The sequence below is a fragment of the Pantoea sp. M_10 genome (genome assembly GCF_008631515.1).
Taxonomy (GTDB): domain Bacteria; phylum Pseudomonadota; class Gammaproteobacteria; order Enterobacterales; family Enterobacteriaceae; genus Pantoea; species Pantoea anthophila.
On sequence record NZ_VWUL01000012.1, the window covers coordinates 77,720 to 94,672 of the forward strand.

The following is a 16,953-nucleotide window of genomic DNA, read 5'->3' on the forward strand; positions in this document are numbered from 1 at the left end:
TTGAGGGGCAAAGCTGGATGAATAGATAGGTCACTCTCCTCAAACGTGCAAACGCGTTGCTGACAATACTGACTCACTGAGAACATCTTCAGATTAAGTGTAGTCATTAATAGGGGTAATGCCAGAAAGATGCACTTTTCATGCCAGCCGCTGCGGTTAAGTAAGCAGAAAAGTAGCCAAAACAAGGGGCGTGCTGTTTCCCCCGCTGCCCCGCAGGGCCAGTGCTGGCCGGAGCTGCGGCCGTTTCGCTTCGGGAATCCGGCGGCCTGAAACGAAGCTTAAGCTTCTTAAGGTATTCCTAATATTGAAAGCGCACTCTCAGCACACTTTCCTTTCCTCGGGTGCCTGCACACATGGCGTTTACACTGAAGAGGCCGCTGATTAGCCGCCTGACTCTGCTCCTCCTGGCGGCGATCTATATCGCGGTTTTCCTTAATCTGGTCTATTACCGTCAGGTGCTGGCGGTGATGCCGCTGACGAGCCTGCATACCACGCTGGTGTTTTTATCCATGCCGCTGGTCGCCTTCAGCGTCATCAATATCGTGCTTACGCTGGCCTCATTTTTCTGGCTGGATCGCCTGCTGGCGGCGCTCTTTATTCTGCTCTCCGCGTCGGCGCAGTATTTTATCCATACCTACAACATCGTGATCGATCGCTCGATGATCACTAACATGATGGATACCACCGCCTCCGAGTCTTTTGCCCTGCTGACACCGCAGCTGCTCCTCACCCTGCTCACCTCAGGCGTGCTGATGGCGCTGATGATGTTCTGGCCGCGGATAAAACGGCAGCAGTGGCGCGGGGTGCTGGCACGCCTGCTCAGCATTGTGCTGTCAGCGGCGCTGATCGCGCTGATCGCCCTGCTCTTCTATAAGGATTACGCCTCGCTGTTCCGCAACAACCGCGAGCTGGTCAAAGCACTGAGCCCCTCTAACAGCATCGCCGCCACGCTCTCCTGGTATAAACATCATGAGTTGCAGAATGTGCCGCTGGTACGGATCGGTGAAGATGCCCATCTGGACGCCAGCCACAGCCGGGGCAAACCGAACCTGACGATTGTGGTGCTGGGTGAAACCTCACGCGCGCAGAATTTCTCGCTGGGCGGATATGACCGGCTGACTAACCCCCTGCTGGCGAAAGATGATGTGATTTACTTCCCGCACACCACCTCATGCGGAACGGCGACGGCGGTGTCCGTGCCCTGCATGTTTTCCAACATGCCGCGCGCCCACTATGATGATGTGCTGGCGGCCCATGAAGAGGGGGTGCTGGATGTCATTCAGCGCGCCGGGGTCAGCGTGTTGTGGAATGAGAATGACGGTGGCTGTAAGGGAGCCTGCGATCGGGTGCCGCATCAGGATATGACCAGCCTGAACCTGCCCGGCATGTGTATTGAGGGCGAATGTTATGATGACGTGCTGTTCCACGGCCTGGATGAGTACATCAGTCAGCTAAAAGGCAACGCGATTATCGTTTTGCACACCATAGGCAGTCATGGCCCGACCTACAGCCATCGCTACCCGCCACAGTTCCGCCAGTTTGAGCCGACCTGTGACACGAATCAGATCCAGGACTGTTCACAGCAGCAGTTGATCAACACCTATGACAATACGCTGCTCAATGTGGATCACATCGTGGATAAGGCGATTGGCGTGCTGCGTGCGCATCAGGATCGCTTTACCACCAGCCTGGTCTATCTCTCTGACCACGGCGAGTCGCTGGGGGAAAACGGGGCTTACCTGCATGGCCTGCCCTATGCGATAGCGCCCGATACGCAGAAGCATGTGCCGCTGCTGATCTGGCTCTCCCCGGATTATCAGCAGCGTTATGCGGTTAACCGCACCTGCCTGAATAAACTGGCGGCGACAGACGATTTCTCACAGGATAATCTGTTCTCAACGCTGCTGGGATTAACCGGCACCGCAACCCACGAATATGTGCCTGCGGATGATATTTTGACGTCGTGTCGGAGCCAACACGAATGAAGATACTGATAGTGGAAGATGACGCCCTGCTGCTGCAGGGCCTGATACTGGCGCTCGAAGGTGAAGGTTATGTCTGCGATGGCGTCACCAGCGTGCGGGATGCGGAAGCGCATTATGCCAGCGGCCTCTACAGTCTGGTGGTGCTGGATCTCGGCCTGCCGGACGAGGATGGACTGCACTTCCTGATCCGTCTGCGGCGGCAGAAGAAGATGACCCCGGTCCTGATACTCACCGCCCGCGACACCATCAGCGAACGCATTGCCGGACTGGACGCGGGTGCCGATGATTATCTGATCAAACCATTCTCGCTGGATGAGCTGCTGGCGCGCATCCGTGCGCTGATCCGCCGCCACGTCAATCAGGGCGACAGTCAGGTCAGAGTGGGCGCGCTGGCGCTGGATATGACCCACCGTCAGATCACGCTCAGCGATGTGCTGCTGGATCTCACCCCGAAAGAGTTTGCGATCCTGTCACGGCTGATGCTGAAGGCCGGCAATCCGGTTCACCGCGAAATTCTCTACCAGGATATCTATAACTGGGAGACCGAGCCGTCGACCAATACGCTGGAAGTTCATATTCATAATCTGCGCGACAAAATCGGCAAAAGCGCCATCCGCACCGTACGCGGATTTGGTTATGCGCTGGTCACGCAGGAGACCCCGCGCGAGGCAACATGACAGGACGATTCGATCACCGCAGTATGCGCTTTCGCCTGATCCTGACCATCGGCCTGATCCTGCTGGTCTTTCAGGTGATCAGCGTGGTCTGGCTCTGGCATGAGAGTAAAGAGCAGATTCAGTTTCTGGTGGAAGCGCAGCTGCAGAAGCGTAACATGGACAGCCACGTCAAGCGCGAGGTCCATGAAGCGGTCGCCAGCCTGGCGGTGCCGAGCCTGGTGATGATTACGCTGACGCTGCTGCTCTGCTACCAGGCGGTGAAATGGATCACCCGGCCGCTCTACCAGCTACAGCGTGAGCTGGAAAGTCGGGGTGAAGATAATCTCCATCCCATCACCTGCCACAGTCCGGTTCATGAAATCGAGGCGGTCACTCTGGCGATCAATCAGCTGGTAGCGCGCCTTAACACCAGCCTGGAGCGTGAACGTCTGTTCACCGCCGATGTGGCGCATGAGCTGCGCACGCCGCTGGCCGGCTTACGGCTGCATCTGGAGTTAATCGAGCGCAACAGCGATGTGAAAGTGCAGCCGCTGGTGCAGCGACTGGATCAGATGACGCACAGCGTCTCGCAGCTTTTAAGTCTGGCACGCGCCGGCCAGTCCTTTACCTCCGGCACCTACCAGAACGTGGGACTGATTGCAGATGTGATCCTGCCGATGGAGGCGGAGCTGAGTATCATGCTGGAGGCGCATCAGCAGACGCTGCTGCTCGATCTGCCGGAAGAGCAGTTTGTGCGCGGGGATGCGACGCTGCTGAAGATGCTGCTGCGCAACCTGGTCGAGAATGCCCATCGCTACAGCCCGGACAACAGTACCATCACCGTCCAGCTGCTCGCGTCTCCGCAACCGATGCTGGTGGTGGAAGATCAGGGGCCGGGCATTGATGAGAGTAAAAGTGGTGAGCTGAGTAAAGCGTTTATCCGCATGGACAGCCGCTACGGCGGCATCGGACTTGGGCTGAGCATTGTCAGCCGGATTGTCCAGTTACACCGGTTTCAGTTTTTTCTGGAGAACCGCCGGGACAGAAGCGGTTGCCGGGCCGTGGTAAAATGTTAGGCGCTGAACCAGGCACTAAGGAACAGAATAAGGGTCGCTGCGGTAATCAGCAGGGCAGCATATTCACTCAGCGGACGCGGAGTCGCAACGGGCAGGGAAGCAGACACAGTTTTCATAGTAACCTCCTCAACAGGAGCCGCCAGTATCGCGACTGCAGATTAAGGAAACATTAAGATCGCGGCGCGGGCGAAAAAATATCCGCGCTGCCCGCCCTCGCCCCTCTGCCTCCCCCCTGCTGCATGCGCTGCGTGCTCTACACTTAATGACGACATTCCGTTAAAGGAGTTAAGCCATGAGCCAACGCATGCACAAATATGCCTTTCCGGTCAGTAAAGCCCGTAAATATCTCGAACCGGGTCCGGTGCTGCTGCTCAGTTCGCAGTACAACAATGAGCAGGACATCATGACGCTCGGCTGGCATACGGTGCTGGAGTTCTCGCCCTCTCTGGTGGGCTGCATGATTGCCGGTATGAATCACAGCCACGCCCTGATTCGCAACAGTGGCCAGTGCGTCCTCAATATCCCGGCTGCTTCGCTGATTGATGAGGTGGTGGCGGTCGGCAACAGCCACGGCGACCAGCTGGATAAGTTCGCCGCGTTCGGCCTGACGCCGGAGCCGGGTCAGGTGGTCAGCGCCCCCATGATTGCCGAATGTTTTGCCAGCTTTGAGTGCCAGCTCTATGACGACTCGATGGTGGCTAACTACAACCTGTTTATTTTTGAGATCGTTAAGGCACATGTGGCCGAACAGCCTGAATACCCGGCGACCCTGCACTACACCGGCGAAGGCCGCTTCAGCGTGATGAGCGATAAAATGCTGGATAAGAGCGGAGATTTTAAACCGGAGATGCTGATCTAGTTGAAAGCCTTCCGCTGCGCCCCCATTCACCTCTTTCGACCTGACAGGAGTAAAATATTATGGCAATCGAATACGCAGTTATCGCGGGTGGCTGTTTCTGGTGTACCGAAGCGGTCTTTAAGGATGTGATCGGCGTAGAGTCGGTTGAAAGCGGTTATACCGGCGGCGCGCGCCCGAATCCTACCTATGAGCAGGTCTGCAGCGGCGCGACCGGCCATGCGGAAGCGATCCGCATTGGGTTTGACCCCGAGCAGGTGAGTTTTGGCGACCTGCTGGATATCAGCTTCGTGACGCACGATCCAACCCAGCTTAACCGCCAGGGTAACGATATCGGCACCCAGTATCGCTCCGCCATTTTCCCGGCCAATGCTGAGCAGGAAGCGGAAGCGCGTGCCGCCATTGAACGTGCTCAGGCCGACCATGATGTGCCGGTGGTAACCACCATCGAGCCGCTGAAGGAGTGGTATCCTGCCGAAGCCTATCATCAGGATTACTGGGAAGGCGCGGGTCAGCGCAACGGCTACTGCATGGCGGTCATCCCGCCGAAGCTGCAGAAGCTGCGCAAAAGCTTCGCTAACCGTGTGAAGAGCTGATTTCAGCCATCCGCGGGACGGCATCCGGTTTGAGACGTTGCTCAGGATGTCGTCCTGCCCGCTGCCCTGCTCTGTCTCACTGCGCGGACAGGACGGGAAATCAGGCGGAGAAATGGCCAGTTTCAGGCCGGAATAAATCAATTCGTTCAGAGCTTAAGCGAATAGATCAAAAGAAAAAAATAGTGCTTGACCGTTTTCAGCCGACTCCCTATAGTACCGCCCCGTTGACCCAGCGCGGTCAGCGAAACAAATGTGGTGAGGTGTCCGAGTGGCTGAAGGAGCACGCCTGGAAAGTGTGTATACGGCAACGTATCGGGGGTTCGAATCCCCCTCTCACCGCCACATTCTGAAGAAGAGCCTGAACGAAAGTTCAGGCTTTTTTTTGCATATTGCACGGAGAGGGGGTGAGAAGCCCCGCCGGGGTTCGACAGCGGGCGCAGCCCGATGGACAGCGGAGCCTGCGACGCTGCCCGCAGGGTGAGCGAAGCGAATCAATCCCCCTCTCACCGCCACATTCCGAAGAAGAGCCTGAACGAAAGTTCAGGCTTTTTTTTGCATATTGCATGGAGAGGGGGTGAGAAGCCCCGCCGGGGTGCGACAGCGGGCGCAGCCTGCCCTCCACAATAAGAAAACCCGGCCGGAGCCGGGTTTGGGCGCTACACTTCTACTCAATCGAACACTAGCTGTACGCGTGCAGGGTGCGCTGACACAGCGCTGAACGCACACAATCCTCTTTGCCGAAGCGCACAATGCCAACCATCTCGTCCTCTTCAAACCGCGCCAGCGCGTCTGCGAGACCAGAAGGCACCCCAGCGGGCAAGTCGCACTGGGTAATATCGCCGTTAACAATGACCGTGACGTTTTCGCCCAGTCGGGTCAGGAACATTTTCATCTGCGCGGCGGTCACGTTCTGCGCCTCGTCCAGAATCACCACAGCATTTTCAAAAGTGCGGCCTCGCATATAGGCGAAAGGCGCAATCTCAACTTTGGCAATTTCCGGACGCAGACAATATTGCATAAAGGATGCGCCAAGACGTTTAACCAGAATGTCATAAACCGGACGGAAATAAGGGGCGAATTTCTCAGAAATATCGCCGGGCAGGAATCCCAAATCCTCATCTGCCTGCAGTACCGGGCGCGTAACGATAATCCTGTCGATATCCTTATGAATCAGGGCCTCAGCCGCTTTTGCGGCGCTGATCCAGGTTTTACCGCATCCGGCTTCACCGGTTGCGAAGATCAGCTGCTTCGTCTCTATGGCATTAAGATAGTGCGCCTGAGCCTCATTCCGGGCTTCAATCGGCAGCCGGTCCCGCGCATCGCGTGCCATGCCAATCGAATCCAGTCCGCCCATATGCACCAGCGAAGTGACCGACTCTTCTTCGCGCTGACGATGACTCCGTGAGTCATTGCGAAGCACTCTTCTCGCTTCACGACGCGCTTTGATCACTGCTTTCTGTCTTCCCATAGTGGCACCTTTCAGTTGGTTTCATTTCCCGTGTCAGGCCGGTGGCCCGTTACGATTACGTGAACGCTTTAGAGGTTTCAGTTGGCTTCCTTTTAAGCCATGACAGGACAGGATAGTGGGTATGCAGCAGCGCAGAAGCGTGGCTGAACACCGGATAAAAAAGGAAACGGTAAGACAAAAGAGTTGGTTGAAGGAAGGAAGAAATAACGAGGCAGAATGGCCCTCGCGGTCAGGCGCAATCTATTTACTGACAATGACTTTCCATAAAAGACTCGACCCATGCGCGAACTCCAGTGTGATACATCGACACGTCCGATTACGCCTGTTTAATAAAGTGCATCATTTTGCTGAACCTTTGCAACAGTAATTTTAACTGCTGGCAAAGGAATTGCTATTCGCGGGTAAGCCTTTATTTTACCATTGCGTGTAAAAATCAGCTATTTCAGTCAGTTAGATTATTTTAATTCGGCGAAGCCCCGGCTGATTCTCAGTTAAAACTCAGTCAGTCAGGTTACGGGAAAGAAAAGTCGGACGGCCAGAAATCGGGCCGTCCGCAGTGGCTGAAATTTAATCAGGCTTCCAGCAGGGGTTGCGCTAAATAATGGCTGGCGTCCGGGACACCCGGCAACGCAAAGAAATAACCGCCGCCAAAGGGCCGGATATATTCTTCCAGCGCCTCGCCGTTCAGTCGCCCCTGCACCGTCAGAAATCCGCGCTCCAGATCGTGCTGATAGCAGACAAACAGCAGGCCCATCTCCAGCTGTCCTGACGCCGAGATCCCGGCGGAGTAACTGTAGCCGCGGCGCAACATCAGACTGCTGGCCGTCTCTGGCGTGCGGGGGTTAGCAAGGCGAATATGCGCATCCAGCGCAATCACCTGCCCGTCCGGATCGCGGGCATAGTCAGGAACATCATGCTCATGCTGCATCCCCAGCGGAGCGCCACTCAGCTTATCGCGACCAAAGATGGTCTGCTGCTCGCCCAGCGGGGTGCGATCCCACATCTCCACGTGAAAGCGAATCAGCCGCACCGCCTGATAGCTGCCATGACGCGCCCAGACCGGTTCATCCTGATCCGCCGTCACCCACAGCAGCTGATTCATCAGGGCAGCGTCGTGCGTATCCGGATTCGCGGTGCCATCCTTAAAGCCCAGCAGGTTAATCGGCGTCTCCTGCCCCTGACTGCGTGCCGCGTGGTCAGAGATAAAGCCTTCCCGTCGCCAGCGAACCCCAAGCAGGTCGGGGGTGTGCTTGATGATATCGCGCAGGGCATGGATCACCGTATCCTGGGTGTTGGCGCAGATCTGCAGCAGCAGATCGCCATGACACTGAGCAACATCCAGCGAATCGTTAGGGAAGCGCGTCATCGGCTGCAGTTTTTTCGGCTTATGCGGGGCCAGACCAAAACGCTCATCGAACAGGCTGCTGCCGACCGACACGGTGATAGTGAGATTATCCGGCGCGATCGTCGGGCCGAGAATGCCCGAATCCATTGGCGGCAGCTGCGGGTTGGTGACGACCGGTGCCGGCCCGCCCGCGGTAAGAAAGGCGATGCGCTGGGTCAGCAGCCGGAAGAGCCGCTCCAGATCGGCTTTATCACTGCTGAGCAGGTCAAACGCCACCAGCATCATCGATGCCTGTTGTGGCGTGATAATCCCCGCCTGATGCTGACCATAAAACGGCTGCTTTTGCTGCCGCGCCTGAGGCGTCACCGTACCCGGCGAAAACGTGTCGGCGGCGGCATGAAACGGGCAACCGCCGGAGAAGGCAGCGGCGCCTCCCAGCAGGCCCAGCCCTTTTAATAAACGACGACGCGCAGGCTGCTGCGCGTCCTCTGGCTTACGACTCATGATTAATCCAGACCCAGCGTGCCACGAAGTAAGGAAAGATCTTCCGCCAGGGCGGTGACAGGCCCTTTCAGCGCATTGCGGTCAGCCGTACTCAGTTTCTCGTACGATTCGAAACCGGTTTTCGTGCGGTATTTGCTCAGGATCGCATCCACTTTTTTGAAGTTGGCATCCACCTTCGCCAGCAGCTGCGGATTGGCTTTGCTGACCAGCGGGCGCAGCAGATCAACGATTTTCTGAGCTCCATCAATATTTGCCTGGAAGTCCCACAGGTCGGTACGGCTGTAGCGATCTTCTTCGCCGGAGATCTTGCTGGAGGCAACCTCTTCAATCAGACCGGCCGCGCCGCCCACCACTTTGGCCGGCGGGAAGGCCAGTTCACTGATGCGCACCTGCAAATCTTTCACATCTTTGTTGAGCTGGTCGGCATAGCCCGTCATCCCTTTAGTGCTGTTCTCCGCAAACAGCGCTTTCTCCAGACGGTGGAAGCCGGTGAACTTAGGATCCTCCGCTTTCTTTTCATAGTCATCTTCACGGGCATCAATGCTGCCATCGAGATCGGAGAAGAGTTCAGCAATCGGCTCAATGCGCTCGTAATACTGGCGGGTCGGGGCAAACAGCGCTTTGGCTTTTTCGACCTCCCCGGCTTTGACCGCATCGGTGAAGGCCTGCGTCTGGCTCACCAGCTGATTCACCTGCTCCGTCACCCAGGCTTTGTATTGCGTGATCGGGCCTTCCAGCTGCATCCGCGCGGAGGTTGCGCCGGGCGTCGCGCTCTCCCCCGCCTGCACAATCAGTTTGCCCTTTGGATTGCTCAGCAGACCACAGGTCATCTCATATTCCCCGGCCTCCAGATTAGCGGTCAGCTTCTGGCTGAAGCCCGGCGCAATGTTTTCGCGCTCTTCCACCACCAGCACACCTTTCAGGATCTCCCACTCCAGCGCTTTCTGGCTGTTATTTTTAATCAGAAACTGAGTTTTACCGGCCTTCACCGTTAAGCTCATCGGCTCACACTGCCTGTCGTTGACGCTTACGGTAACCTGAGGAACGGCTGCCGCCGCAGAAGCAGAAATCGCCAGCAGAGGAAGCAGCAGTGCCTTGCGGCGGAAACGCATTGTCATCTCTTTTTCCCTATCACGTTGCGGGCGTAAGATGCGCCCGTTAAAGGTCGTATTACACAGTGGCCGACGCAGCAGAACGCGCAGGCATAAAAAACAGAATCAGGGCCGGGATCAGGTAGACGAAGTAAAGGGTCACTTCACTGACGCTGGGGGCCTCCTGATAACCCAGCACGCCTTCCAGCAGGGTGCCAAACAGCGAATGGGTCGATAAGGTATTGCTGAGATCGAAGGCCACATCCTGATAGTGATTCCACAGACCCGCCTCGTGGAAGGCGCGAATCGCCCCTGCGGCCAGACCGGCCGCCACAAACAGGATGAAGACGCTGGTCCAGCGGAAGAAGTGCGCCATGTTCAGGCGGATACCGCCCCAGTAGAGCAGCATGCCCAGCACCACCGCTGTCGCCAGCCCCAGCACCGCGCCAATCGGCGGCGCATAACCGACATCCTGCGTAAAAGCGGCCAGCAGGAAGAAGACTGACTCCAGGCCTTCACGCGCCACGGCAAGAAAGACCATCAGCACCAGCGCCAGACCGCCCCGGCCCGAACGTTGCAGCGCCTGGTCGACCGCCTGCTCCAGCTCAACTTTGATATTGCGCGCCACTCTGCGCATCCAGAACACCATGGAGGTGAGGATCACGACGGCGATCAGCGCCACAATGCCTTCGAACAGCTCCTGCTCTTTTTGCGGGAACTCGCCAGTGGTGGCATTGATAAACAGACCCAGCCCCAGGCAGAGTGCCGCGGCGACAAAGACGCCTGCCCACATGGCCGGAAACCACTGGGTGCGCTGGGTGCGTTTGAGGTAGCTGGCGATCAGGCTGACAATCAGCGCGGCTTCAAGTCCTTCGCGCAGCATGATGAGAAAGGGAACGAACATTGCCAGCCTCTTGAATGTTAAGCAGCGTCAATTAACGGTAAATTCAGGTAAAGTGTAAACGATACCGATTATCATTATCGCTGCGAAAAAAACAAGTTGCCGATGGAGATAATTGCATTTTTGAGGCTTTTATCTTTGTAACAAAAAGGCCCGTCCCCTGCGGGACGGGCCTTCACTCCTGACGCTCTGCTTATTTGGTCTGGAACTCCGCCTCAGCGGCGGCAAAACGCTGCTGCGCTTCAGCTGAAGGTTCACGTCCCATCAGGCTGAAGAGCACAATCGCGATGCTGGCGAAGATGAAGCCCGGGATGATTTCATACAGACCCAGCCAGCCATACTGTTTCCACACCAGCACGGTCAGCGCACCGACAATCATACCGGCCAGCGCGCCGTTGCGGTTCATGCGCTTCCAGCAGACGCCAAACAGCACGACCGGTCCAAAGGCCGCCCCGAAGCCTGCCCAGGCGTAGCTGACAAGACCCAGTACGCGGTTTTCCGGGTTAGACGCCAGTGCAATCGCAATCAGCGCCACCAGCAGCACCATCAGACGCCCTACCCACACCAGCTCCTGCTGACTGGCGTTTTTACGCAGGAAGCCTTTGTAGAGATCTTCAGTCAGGGCGCTGGAGCAGACCAGCAGCTGACAGCTCAGGGTTGACATCACCGCCGCCAGAATCGCTGACAGCAGAATACCGGCAATCCATGGGTTAAACAGGATGCGTGCCAGTTCGATAAAGACGCGCTCTGCGTTGTCGTTGACGCCGGTCGCCAGCGTCGGGTTGTTCTGGAAGTAGGCGATACCAAAGAAGCCAACAGCGACCGCCCCCGCCAGACAGAACACCATCCATGCCATGCCGATGCGGCGTGCGGTGCGGATTGAGCGATGCGAATCCGCCGCCATAAAGCGCGCCAGAATATGCGGCTGGCCGAAGTAGCCCAGGCCCCAGCCGAGCAGCGAGATCACCGCAACGAAGTTCAGCCCTTTGAGCATGTCGAGATTTTCCAGGCTTTTCGCCTCAATCACCGCCAGCGAATCAGACCAGCCGCCCACCGCGATAATCACAAACACCGGCGTCAGAATCAGGGCGAAAATCATCAGGCTTGCCTGAACGGTATCCGTCCAGCTCACCGCCAGAAATCCCCCCACCAGCGTATAAAGGATGGTGGCTGCCGCCCCCGCCCACAGTGCGGTCTCATAGCTCATGCCAAAGGTGCTTTCAAACAGACGCGCACCGGCAACCACGCCAGAGGCGCAGTAGATGGTGAAGAACACCAGGATCACAATGGCCGAAATCACACGCAGAATTTTGCTGTGATCTTCAAAGCGGCTGGTAAAGAAGTCTGGCAGCGTCAGCGCATTGTTGTGGTGTTCGGTCTGAACACGCAGGCGGCCGGCGACGATTTTCCAGTTCAGCCAGGCACCGATGGTCAGACCGATCGCAATCCAGCTCTCAGAGATCCCTGAGATGAAGATCGCCCCCGGCAATCCCATCAGCAGCCAGCCACTCATATCTGAGGCACCCGCAGAGAGTGCGGTGACCACACTACCCAGACTGCGGCCACCCAGGATGTAGTCATCAAAGTTTTTGGTCGAACGGTAGGCCACAAAACCGATTAACACCATCCCAAGTATATAAACCACAAAGGTCACCAGCATTGGTGTACTTACACTCATCTGTCTCTCCACTTATTATTTGATATCCCAGAGAAATCGCCAGCTACCCGCCTGCCGGAACGGGGCAGAACGGGCCGATTGTTTTCGTCAGGGCGTCAGTCATTTCCCAGCGGCGCGGTATCCTGCCGGAAAGGCGTGGCGCGCACAATGGATTTAACACAGGCGTTACAGTGATTTCACTAACCGGTTGTGAAAAAGTGTCCAGAGGTTGCACTCGCTCACAGTTATCCGGTTGCACCACCGTGTAACCTGCCGGAAACCCGCATTTTATCGGGTCTGCCAACCTGGCGAGGATCTTGCAGCAATATCCGTGCCGAATTGTCAGATTTAACAATTGGCGATGTCACAGGGGTGTTAACTGGCTCACATTTAACACGGTTGCACAAAGTTGCAACTTAAGTGATAGTGCAGCCCACGCCGTATCGAACCACTATTAAGGAGCCTGGAAGTCATGGGTACAACCACCATGGGTGTAAAACTGGATGACGCGACACGTGAGCGCATCAAACTGGCTGCGCAGCGCATCGACCGCACGCCACACTGGCTGATCAAACAGGCGATTTTTAACTACCTAGGCCAGCTGGAAACCGGGGATGCCGTGCCGGAGATCCCTCTCACTGCACAGGCCGCCGCCGAGTCTGACGACATCCAGCCAGAGGAGCTGCATCAGCCGTTCCTTGACTTCGCAGAGCAGATTTTACCGCAGTCCGTGACCCGTTCCGCCGTGACCGCAGCCTGGCGTCGTCCGGAGACGGATGCGGTGCCGATGCTGCTGGAGCAGGCACGCCTGCCGGCGCCGCTGGCAGAGAAAACCCATCAGCTCGCTTATCAGCTTGCCGACAAGCTGCGGCACCAAAAAGGTGCAACCGGACGCGCCGGTATGGTGCAAAGCCTGCTGCAGGAGTTCTCATTATCGTCTCACGAAGGCGTGGCGCTGATGTGCCTTGCCGAAGCGCTGCTGCGTATTCCCGACAAGCCAACCCGCGATGCGCTGATCCGCGACAAAATCAGTAACGGGAACTGGCAGTCACACCTGGGACGCAGCCCGTCCCTGTTTGTCAACGCGGCCACCTGGGGTCTGCTGTTTACCGGCCGTCTGGTCTCAACCCATAACGAAGCGAACCTGTCACGCTCTCTGAACCGCATTATCGGTAAGAGTGGCGAGCCGCTAATCCGCAAAGGTGTGGATATGGCGATGCGACTGATGGGCGAGCAGTTCGTGACCGGTGAAACCATTGCCGAAGCCCTGGCAAACGCCCGTAAGCTGGAAGAGAAAGGCTTCCGCTACTCCTATGATATGCTGGGCGAAGCGGCACTGACCGCAGGCGATGCCAAAGCCTACCTGCTCTCCTATCAGCAGGCGATCCACGCGATTGGTAAAGCCTCCAATGGCCGGGGCATCTATGAAGGCCCGGGCATCTCCATCAAACTGTCAGCCCTTCATCCCCGTTACAGCCGCGCGCAGTATGAGCGGGTGATGGAAGAGCTCTACCCGCTGCTGAAATCGCTGACGCTGCTGGCGCGCTCCTATGACATCGGCATCAACATCGACGCCGAAGAAGCTGACCGGCTGGAACTGTCGCTGGATATGCTGGAGAAACTCTGTTTCGAGCCGGAGCTGGAAGGCTGGAACGGGATCGGCTTCGTCATCCAGGCGTATATGAAACGCTGCCCGTTTGTCATCGATGAGCTGATCGACCTGGCTCAGCGCAGTCGCCGCCGCCTGATGATCCGTCTGGTGAAAGGCGCTTACTGGGATAGCGAAATCAAACGCGCGCAAATGGAAGGTCTGGAAGGCTATCCGGTTTACACCCGCAAGGTCTACACCGATATCTCCTATCTGGCCTGCGCCCGTAAACTGCTCTCCGTGCCGAACCTGATCTATCCGCAGTTCGCCACGCACAATGCCCATACCCTGGCCGCCATCTATCAGCTGGCGGGCAACAACTACTATCCGGGACAGTATGAGTTCCAGTGTCTGCACGGCATGGGTGAACCCCTCTATGAGCAGGTGGTCGGCAAAGTGGCGGACGGGAAGCTGAATCGCCCCTGCCGCATCTATGCGCCGGTGGGGACGCATGAAACCCTGCTGGCTTATCTGGTGCGTCGTCTGCTGGAGAACGGAGCCAACACCTCCTTTGTTAACCGCATCGCGGATACCTCACTGCCGATTGACGAGCTGGTTGCCGATCCGGTGCTCGCCGTTGAGAAACTCGGGGCCAGCGAAGGCGCGATCGGCCTGCCGCATCCGAAGATCCCGTTGCCGCGTGACCTCTATGGCGAGAACCGCGTCAACTCTGCGGGTCTGGATATGGCCAACGAACACCGCCTCGCCTCGCTCTCCAGCGCCCTGCTGAGCAGCGCCGCCCACCCTTACCTGGCCGAACCGATGATCGATGGCGAAGCGGGCACCGGTGAGCTGCACGACGTGCTGAACCCGGCCGTGCCTGGCGATCGCGTGGGTCAGGTGCGTGAAGCGACAGAGCAGGAAGTGTCATTGGCGCTGGATGCCGCCGTGAACAGCGGGCCAATCTGGTTTGCCACCCCGCCGCAGGAGCGTGCCGCGATTCTGGAGCGCGCGGCGCAGATCATGGAAGGCCAGATGCAGAAGCTGATGGGCATTCTGGTGCGTGAAGCGGGCAAGACCTACAACAACGCCATCGCGGAAGTGCGCGAAGCGGTCGATTTCCTCTATTACTACGCCGGCATGGTGCGCGACGATTTCGACAATGAAACCCATCGCCCGCTGGGCCCGGTGGTCTGCATCAGTCCGTGGAACTTCCCGCTGGCGATCTTCACCGGTCAGATTGCGGCGGCACTGGCAGCAGGCAACAGCGTGCTGGCCAAACCTGCCGAACAGACGCCGCTGATTGCCGCGCAGGCGGTGCAGATCCTGCTGGATGCGGGCGTACCACCAGGCGTGCTGCAGCTGCTGCCAGGCCAGGGTGAAACCGTTGGCGCACAGCTGACCGGCGACAACCGGGTGCGCGGTGTGATGTTTACCGGCTCCACTGCCGTGGCAACCCTGCTGCAGCGTAATCTCGCCGGTCGTCTTGACCAGCACGGCCGCCCAGTGCCGCTGGTTGCGGAAACCGGCGGGATGAATGCGATGATCGTTGACTCCTCCGCGCTGACCGAGCAGGTGGTGGTTGATATCGTTGCCTCGGCGTTCGACAGCGCCGGACAGCGCTGCTCCGCCCTGCGTCTGCTCTGCATCCAGGAAGATGTCGCTGACCATACGCTGAAAATGTTGCGCGGTGCGATGGCAGAGTGCCGCATGGGTAACCCGGAGCGCTTCTCCACCGATATCGGCCCGGTCATTGACGCCGAAGCCAAAGCCAATATCGACCGCCATATTCAGGCGATGCGTAACAAGGGCTTCACGGTCTATCAGGCGGTGCAGGATAATCCGCAGGACAGCAAAGAGTGGAACAGCGGCACCTTTGTCAAACCCACGCTGATTGAGCTGGATCAGGTCAGCGACCTGGATAAAGAGATTTTCGGACCGGTGCTGCACGTGGTGCGCTTCACCCGCAACACGCTGCCGCAGCTGGTTGAGCAGATTAACGCTTCCGGTTACGGCCTGACGCTGGGTGTCCATACCCGTATTGATGAGACCATTGCGCAGGTCACGGCGAGCGCCCGGGTCGGTAACCTCTACGTTAACCGCAATATGGTGGGCGCCGTTGTTGGCGTGCAGCCGTTTGGGGGTGAAGGCCTATCCGGTACCGGTCCGAAAGCGGGCGGTCCGCTCTATCTCTACCGCCTGCTGGCACATCGCCCGGATGGCGCGCTGCGTCTGACCTTCGATCGCCAGGATGCGGAGCGCCCGGCTGATAGCACGCTGCGTCACGCTCTGCTGGCTCCGCATCAGGCACTCAGCAGCTGGGCCAAAGATAAACCGGCGCTGGCTGAACTCTGTGATCGCTATGACCAGCTGGCCCAGGCCGGTGTGGTACGGCTGCTGCCGGGCCCGACGGGTGAGCGCAATACCTTCTCGCTGTTGCCACGCGATCAGGTGCTCTGCCTGGCTGACAACGAGCAGGATGCGTTGATTCAGCTGGCGGCCGTGACCAGCGTCGGCAGTAAAGCGCTGTGGCAGGATGATGAGCTGCATCGCACCCTGCGTGCCTCGCTGCCGGACGCGGTGAAAGCGCGCATTACGCTGGCGCGAGACCCGCTGACGGCGGAGTTTGATGCGGTAATCTATCACGGCGACGCCGATCAGCTGCGCGCCCTGTGCGAACAGATTGCCGCGCGTGAAGGCGCGATTGTGTCGGTGCAGGGCTTCGCCCGCGGCGAGACGAATCTGCTGCTGGAGCGTCTGCTGATTGAGCGCTCACTGAGTGTGAATACCGCGGCCGCAGGTGGTAACGCTAGCCTGATGACCATCGGGTAAGGGGGGGGTTGCCGGCGAGGTCGCTGCGCGGGCGGAGTCTGAGAAGGTTTCGTGCGCCGGGTCGCTGGGACTGATGGGGTTTGCTGCGCGGGCGGAGTCTGAGAAGGTTTCGTTCGCCGGGTCGCTGGGACTGATGGGGTTTGCTGCGCGGGTTGAGTCTGAGCAGATTTCGTTCGCCGGGTGAATCCGGCAGTTTCAGCTTCGCCTCTGCAGGCGACCGACAAGGGGGCGCCAGTCGCCGCGCCCCCTTGACCCCGGGCTCCGGCCTGCTTCACCGCCGCTTCGCGGTCCCTTCGCTTCTTCCGGATTTCTCACGGACCGGCAGGACGCGCCATCCCTGGCGCGACCCTGCCTCTTCGCGACATCCCTGTCGCTCGTCCTGAAATCCCTCATCCGCT

The 16,953-nt window shown here is 58.2% G+C and carries 11 protein-coding genes and 1 tRNA gene; 7 read left to right on the plus strand and 5 right to left on the minus strand.

What is annotated here, in order from left to right; all coding sequences use genetic code 11:
* Positions 1-353: 353 nt before the first annotated feature.
* The 6 genes from eptA to F3I47_RS21775 all read left to right on the plus strand — a co-directional run bounded on the left by eptA (position 354) and on the right by F3I47_RS21775 (position 5,511).
* On the plus strand, positions 354-1,985 hold the full coding sequence (gene eptA / locus F3I47_RS21750) for a phosphoethanolamine transferase EptA (protein WP_009089656.1): 1,632 nt from the start codon (positions 354-356) through the stop codon (positions 1,983-1,985).
* Positions 1,982-2,662 (plus strand): two-component system response regulator PmrA, encoded by a 681-nt coding sequence (pmrA, locus tag F3I47_RS21755; protein WP_046102013.1) that lies wholly within the window; start codon positions 1,982-1,984, stop codon positions 2,660-2,662. The genes eptA and pmrA overlap by 4 nt, the downstream gene beginning before the upstream one ends.
* Entirely contained in the window at positions 2,659-3,717 is a 1,059-nt protein-coding gene (gene pmrB, locus F3I47_RS21760; protein ID WP_150029835.1) for a two-component system sensor histidine kinase PmrB, read from the plus strand. The genes pmrA and pmrB overlap by 4 nt, the downstream gene beginning before the upstream one ends.
* 292 nt (positions 3,718-4,009) lie before the next feature.
* Positions 4,010-4,576 carry a flavin reductase family protein gene (locus F3I47_RS21765; RefSeq protein WP_181161902.1) on the plus strand — a complete coding sequence of 189 codons (567 nt, stop codon included), beginning with the start codon at positions 4,010-4,012 and terminating at the stop codon, positions 4,574-4,576.
* Positions 4,577-4,635: 59 nt separating this feature from the next.
* Positions 4,636-5,169: a peptide-methionine (S)-S-oxide reductase MsrA gene (gene msrA, locus F3I47_RS21770; protein WP_111207736.1), complete on the plus strand. Its 534-nt coding sequence runs from the start codon at positions 4,636-4,638 to the stop codon at positions 5,167-5,169.
* A 254-nt stretch (positions 5,170-5,423) separates the two neighbouring features.
* Positions 5,424-5,511: transfer RNA gene (locus tag F3I47_RS21775), tRNA-Ser, on the plus strand.
* A gap of 337 nt (positions 5,512-5,848) precedes the next feature.
* Here F3I47_RS21775 and phoH read toward each other — a convergent pair.
* The 5 genes from phoH to putP all read right to left on the minus strand — a co-directional run bounded on the left by phoH (position 5,849) and on the right by putP (position 12,156).
* Positions 5,849-6,637, minus strand: a complete 789-nt coding sequence (gene phoH / locus F3I47_RS21785; protein WP_009089645.1) for a phosphate starvation-inducible protein PhoH — start codon at positions 6,635-6,637, stop codon at positions 5,849-5,851.
* A 571-nt stretch (positions 6,638-7,208) separates the two neighbouring features.
* Complete coding sequence (gene efeB / locus F3I47_RS21790; RefSeq protein WP_150029834.1) at positions 7,209-8,486, minus strand: iron uptake transporter deferrochelatase/peroxidase subunit; 1,278 nt, start codon at positions 8,484-8,486, stop codon at positions 7,209-7,211.
* A gap of 2 nt (positions 8,487-8,488) precedes the next feature.
* Complete coding sequence (gene efeO, locus F3I47_RS21795; protein WP_111207734.1) at positions 8,489-9,604, minus strand: iron uptake system protein EfeO; 1,116 nt, start codon at positions 9,602-9,604, stop codon at positions 8,489-8,491.
* 52 nt (positions 9,605-9,656) lie between these two features.
* Positions 9,657-10,481 carry an iron uptake transporter permease EfeU gene (efeU, locus tag F3I47_RS21800; protein WP_150029833.1) on the minus strand — a complete coding sequence of 275 codons (825 nt, stop codon included), beginning with the start codon at positions 10,479-10,481 and terminating at the stop codon, positions 9,657-9,659.
* Between the two features lie 190 nt (positions 10,482-10,671).
* Positions 10,672-12,156, minus strand: a complete 1,485-nt coding sequence (gene putP, locus F3I47_RS21805) for a sodium/proline symporter PutP (protein WP_140923187.1) — start codon at positions 12,154-12,156, stop codon at positions 10,672-10,674.
* Positions 12,157-12,607: 451 nt separating this feature from the next.
* On the opposite strand from putP, the gene putA reads away from it, so the two are divergent.
* Entirely contained in the window at positions 12,608-16,555 is a 3,948-nt protein-coding gene (putA, locus tag F3I47_RS21810) for a trifunctional transcriptional regulator/proline dehydrogenase/L-glutamate gamma-semialdehyde dehydrogenase (protein ID WP_150029832.1), read from the plus strand.
* Positions 16,556-16,953 lie beyond the last annotated feature (398 nt).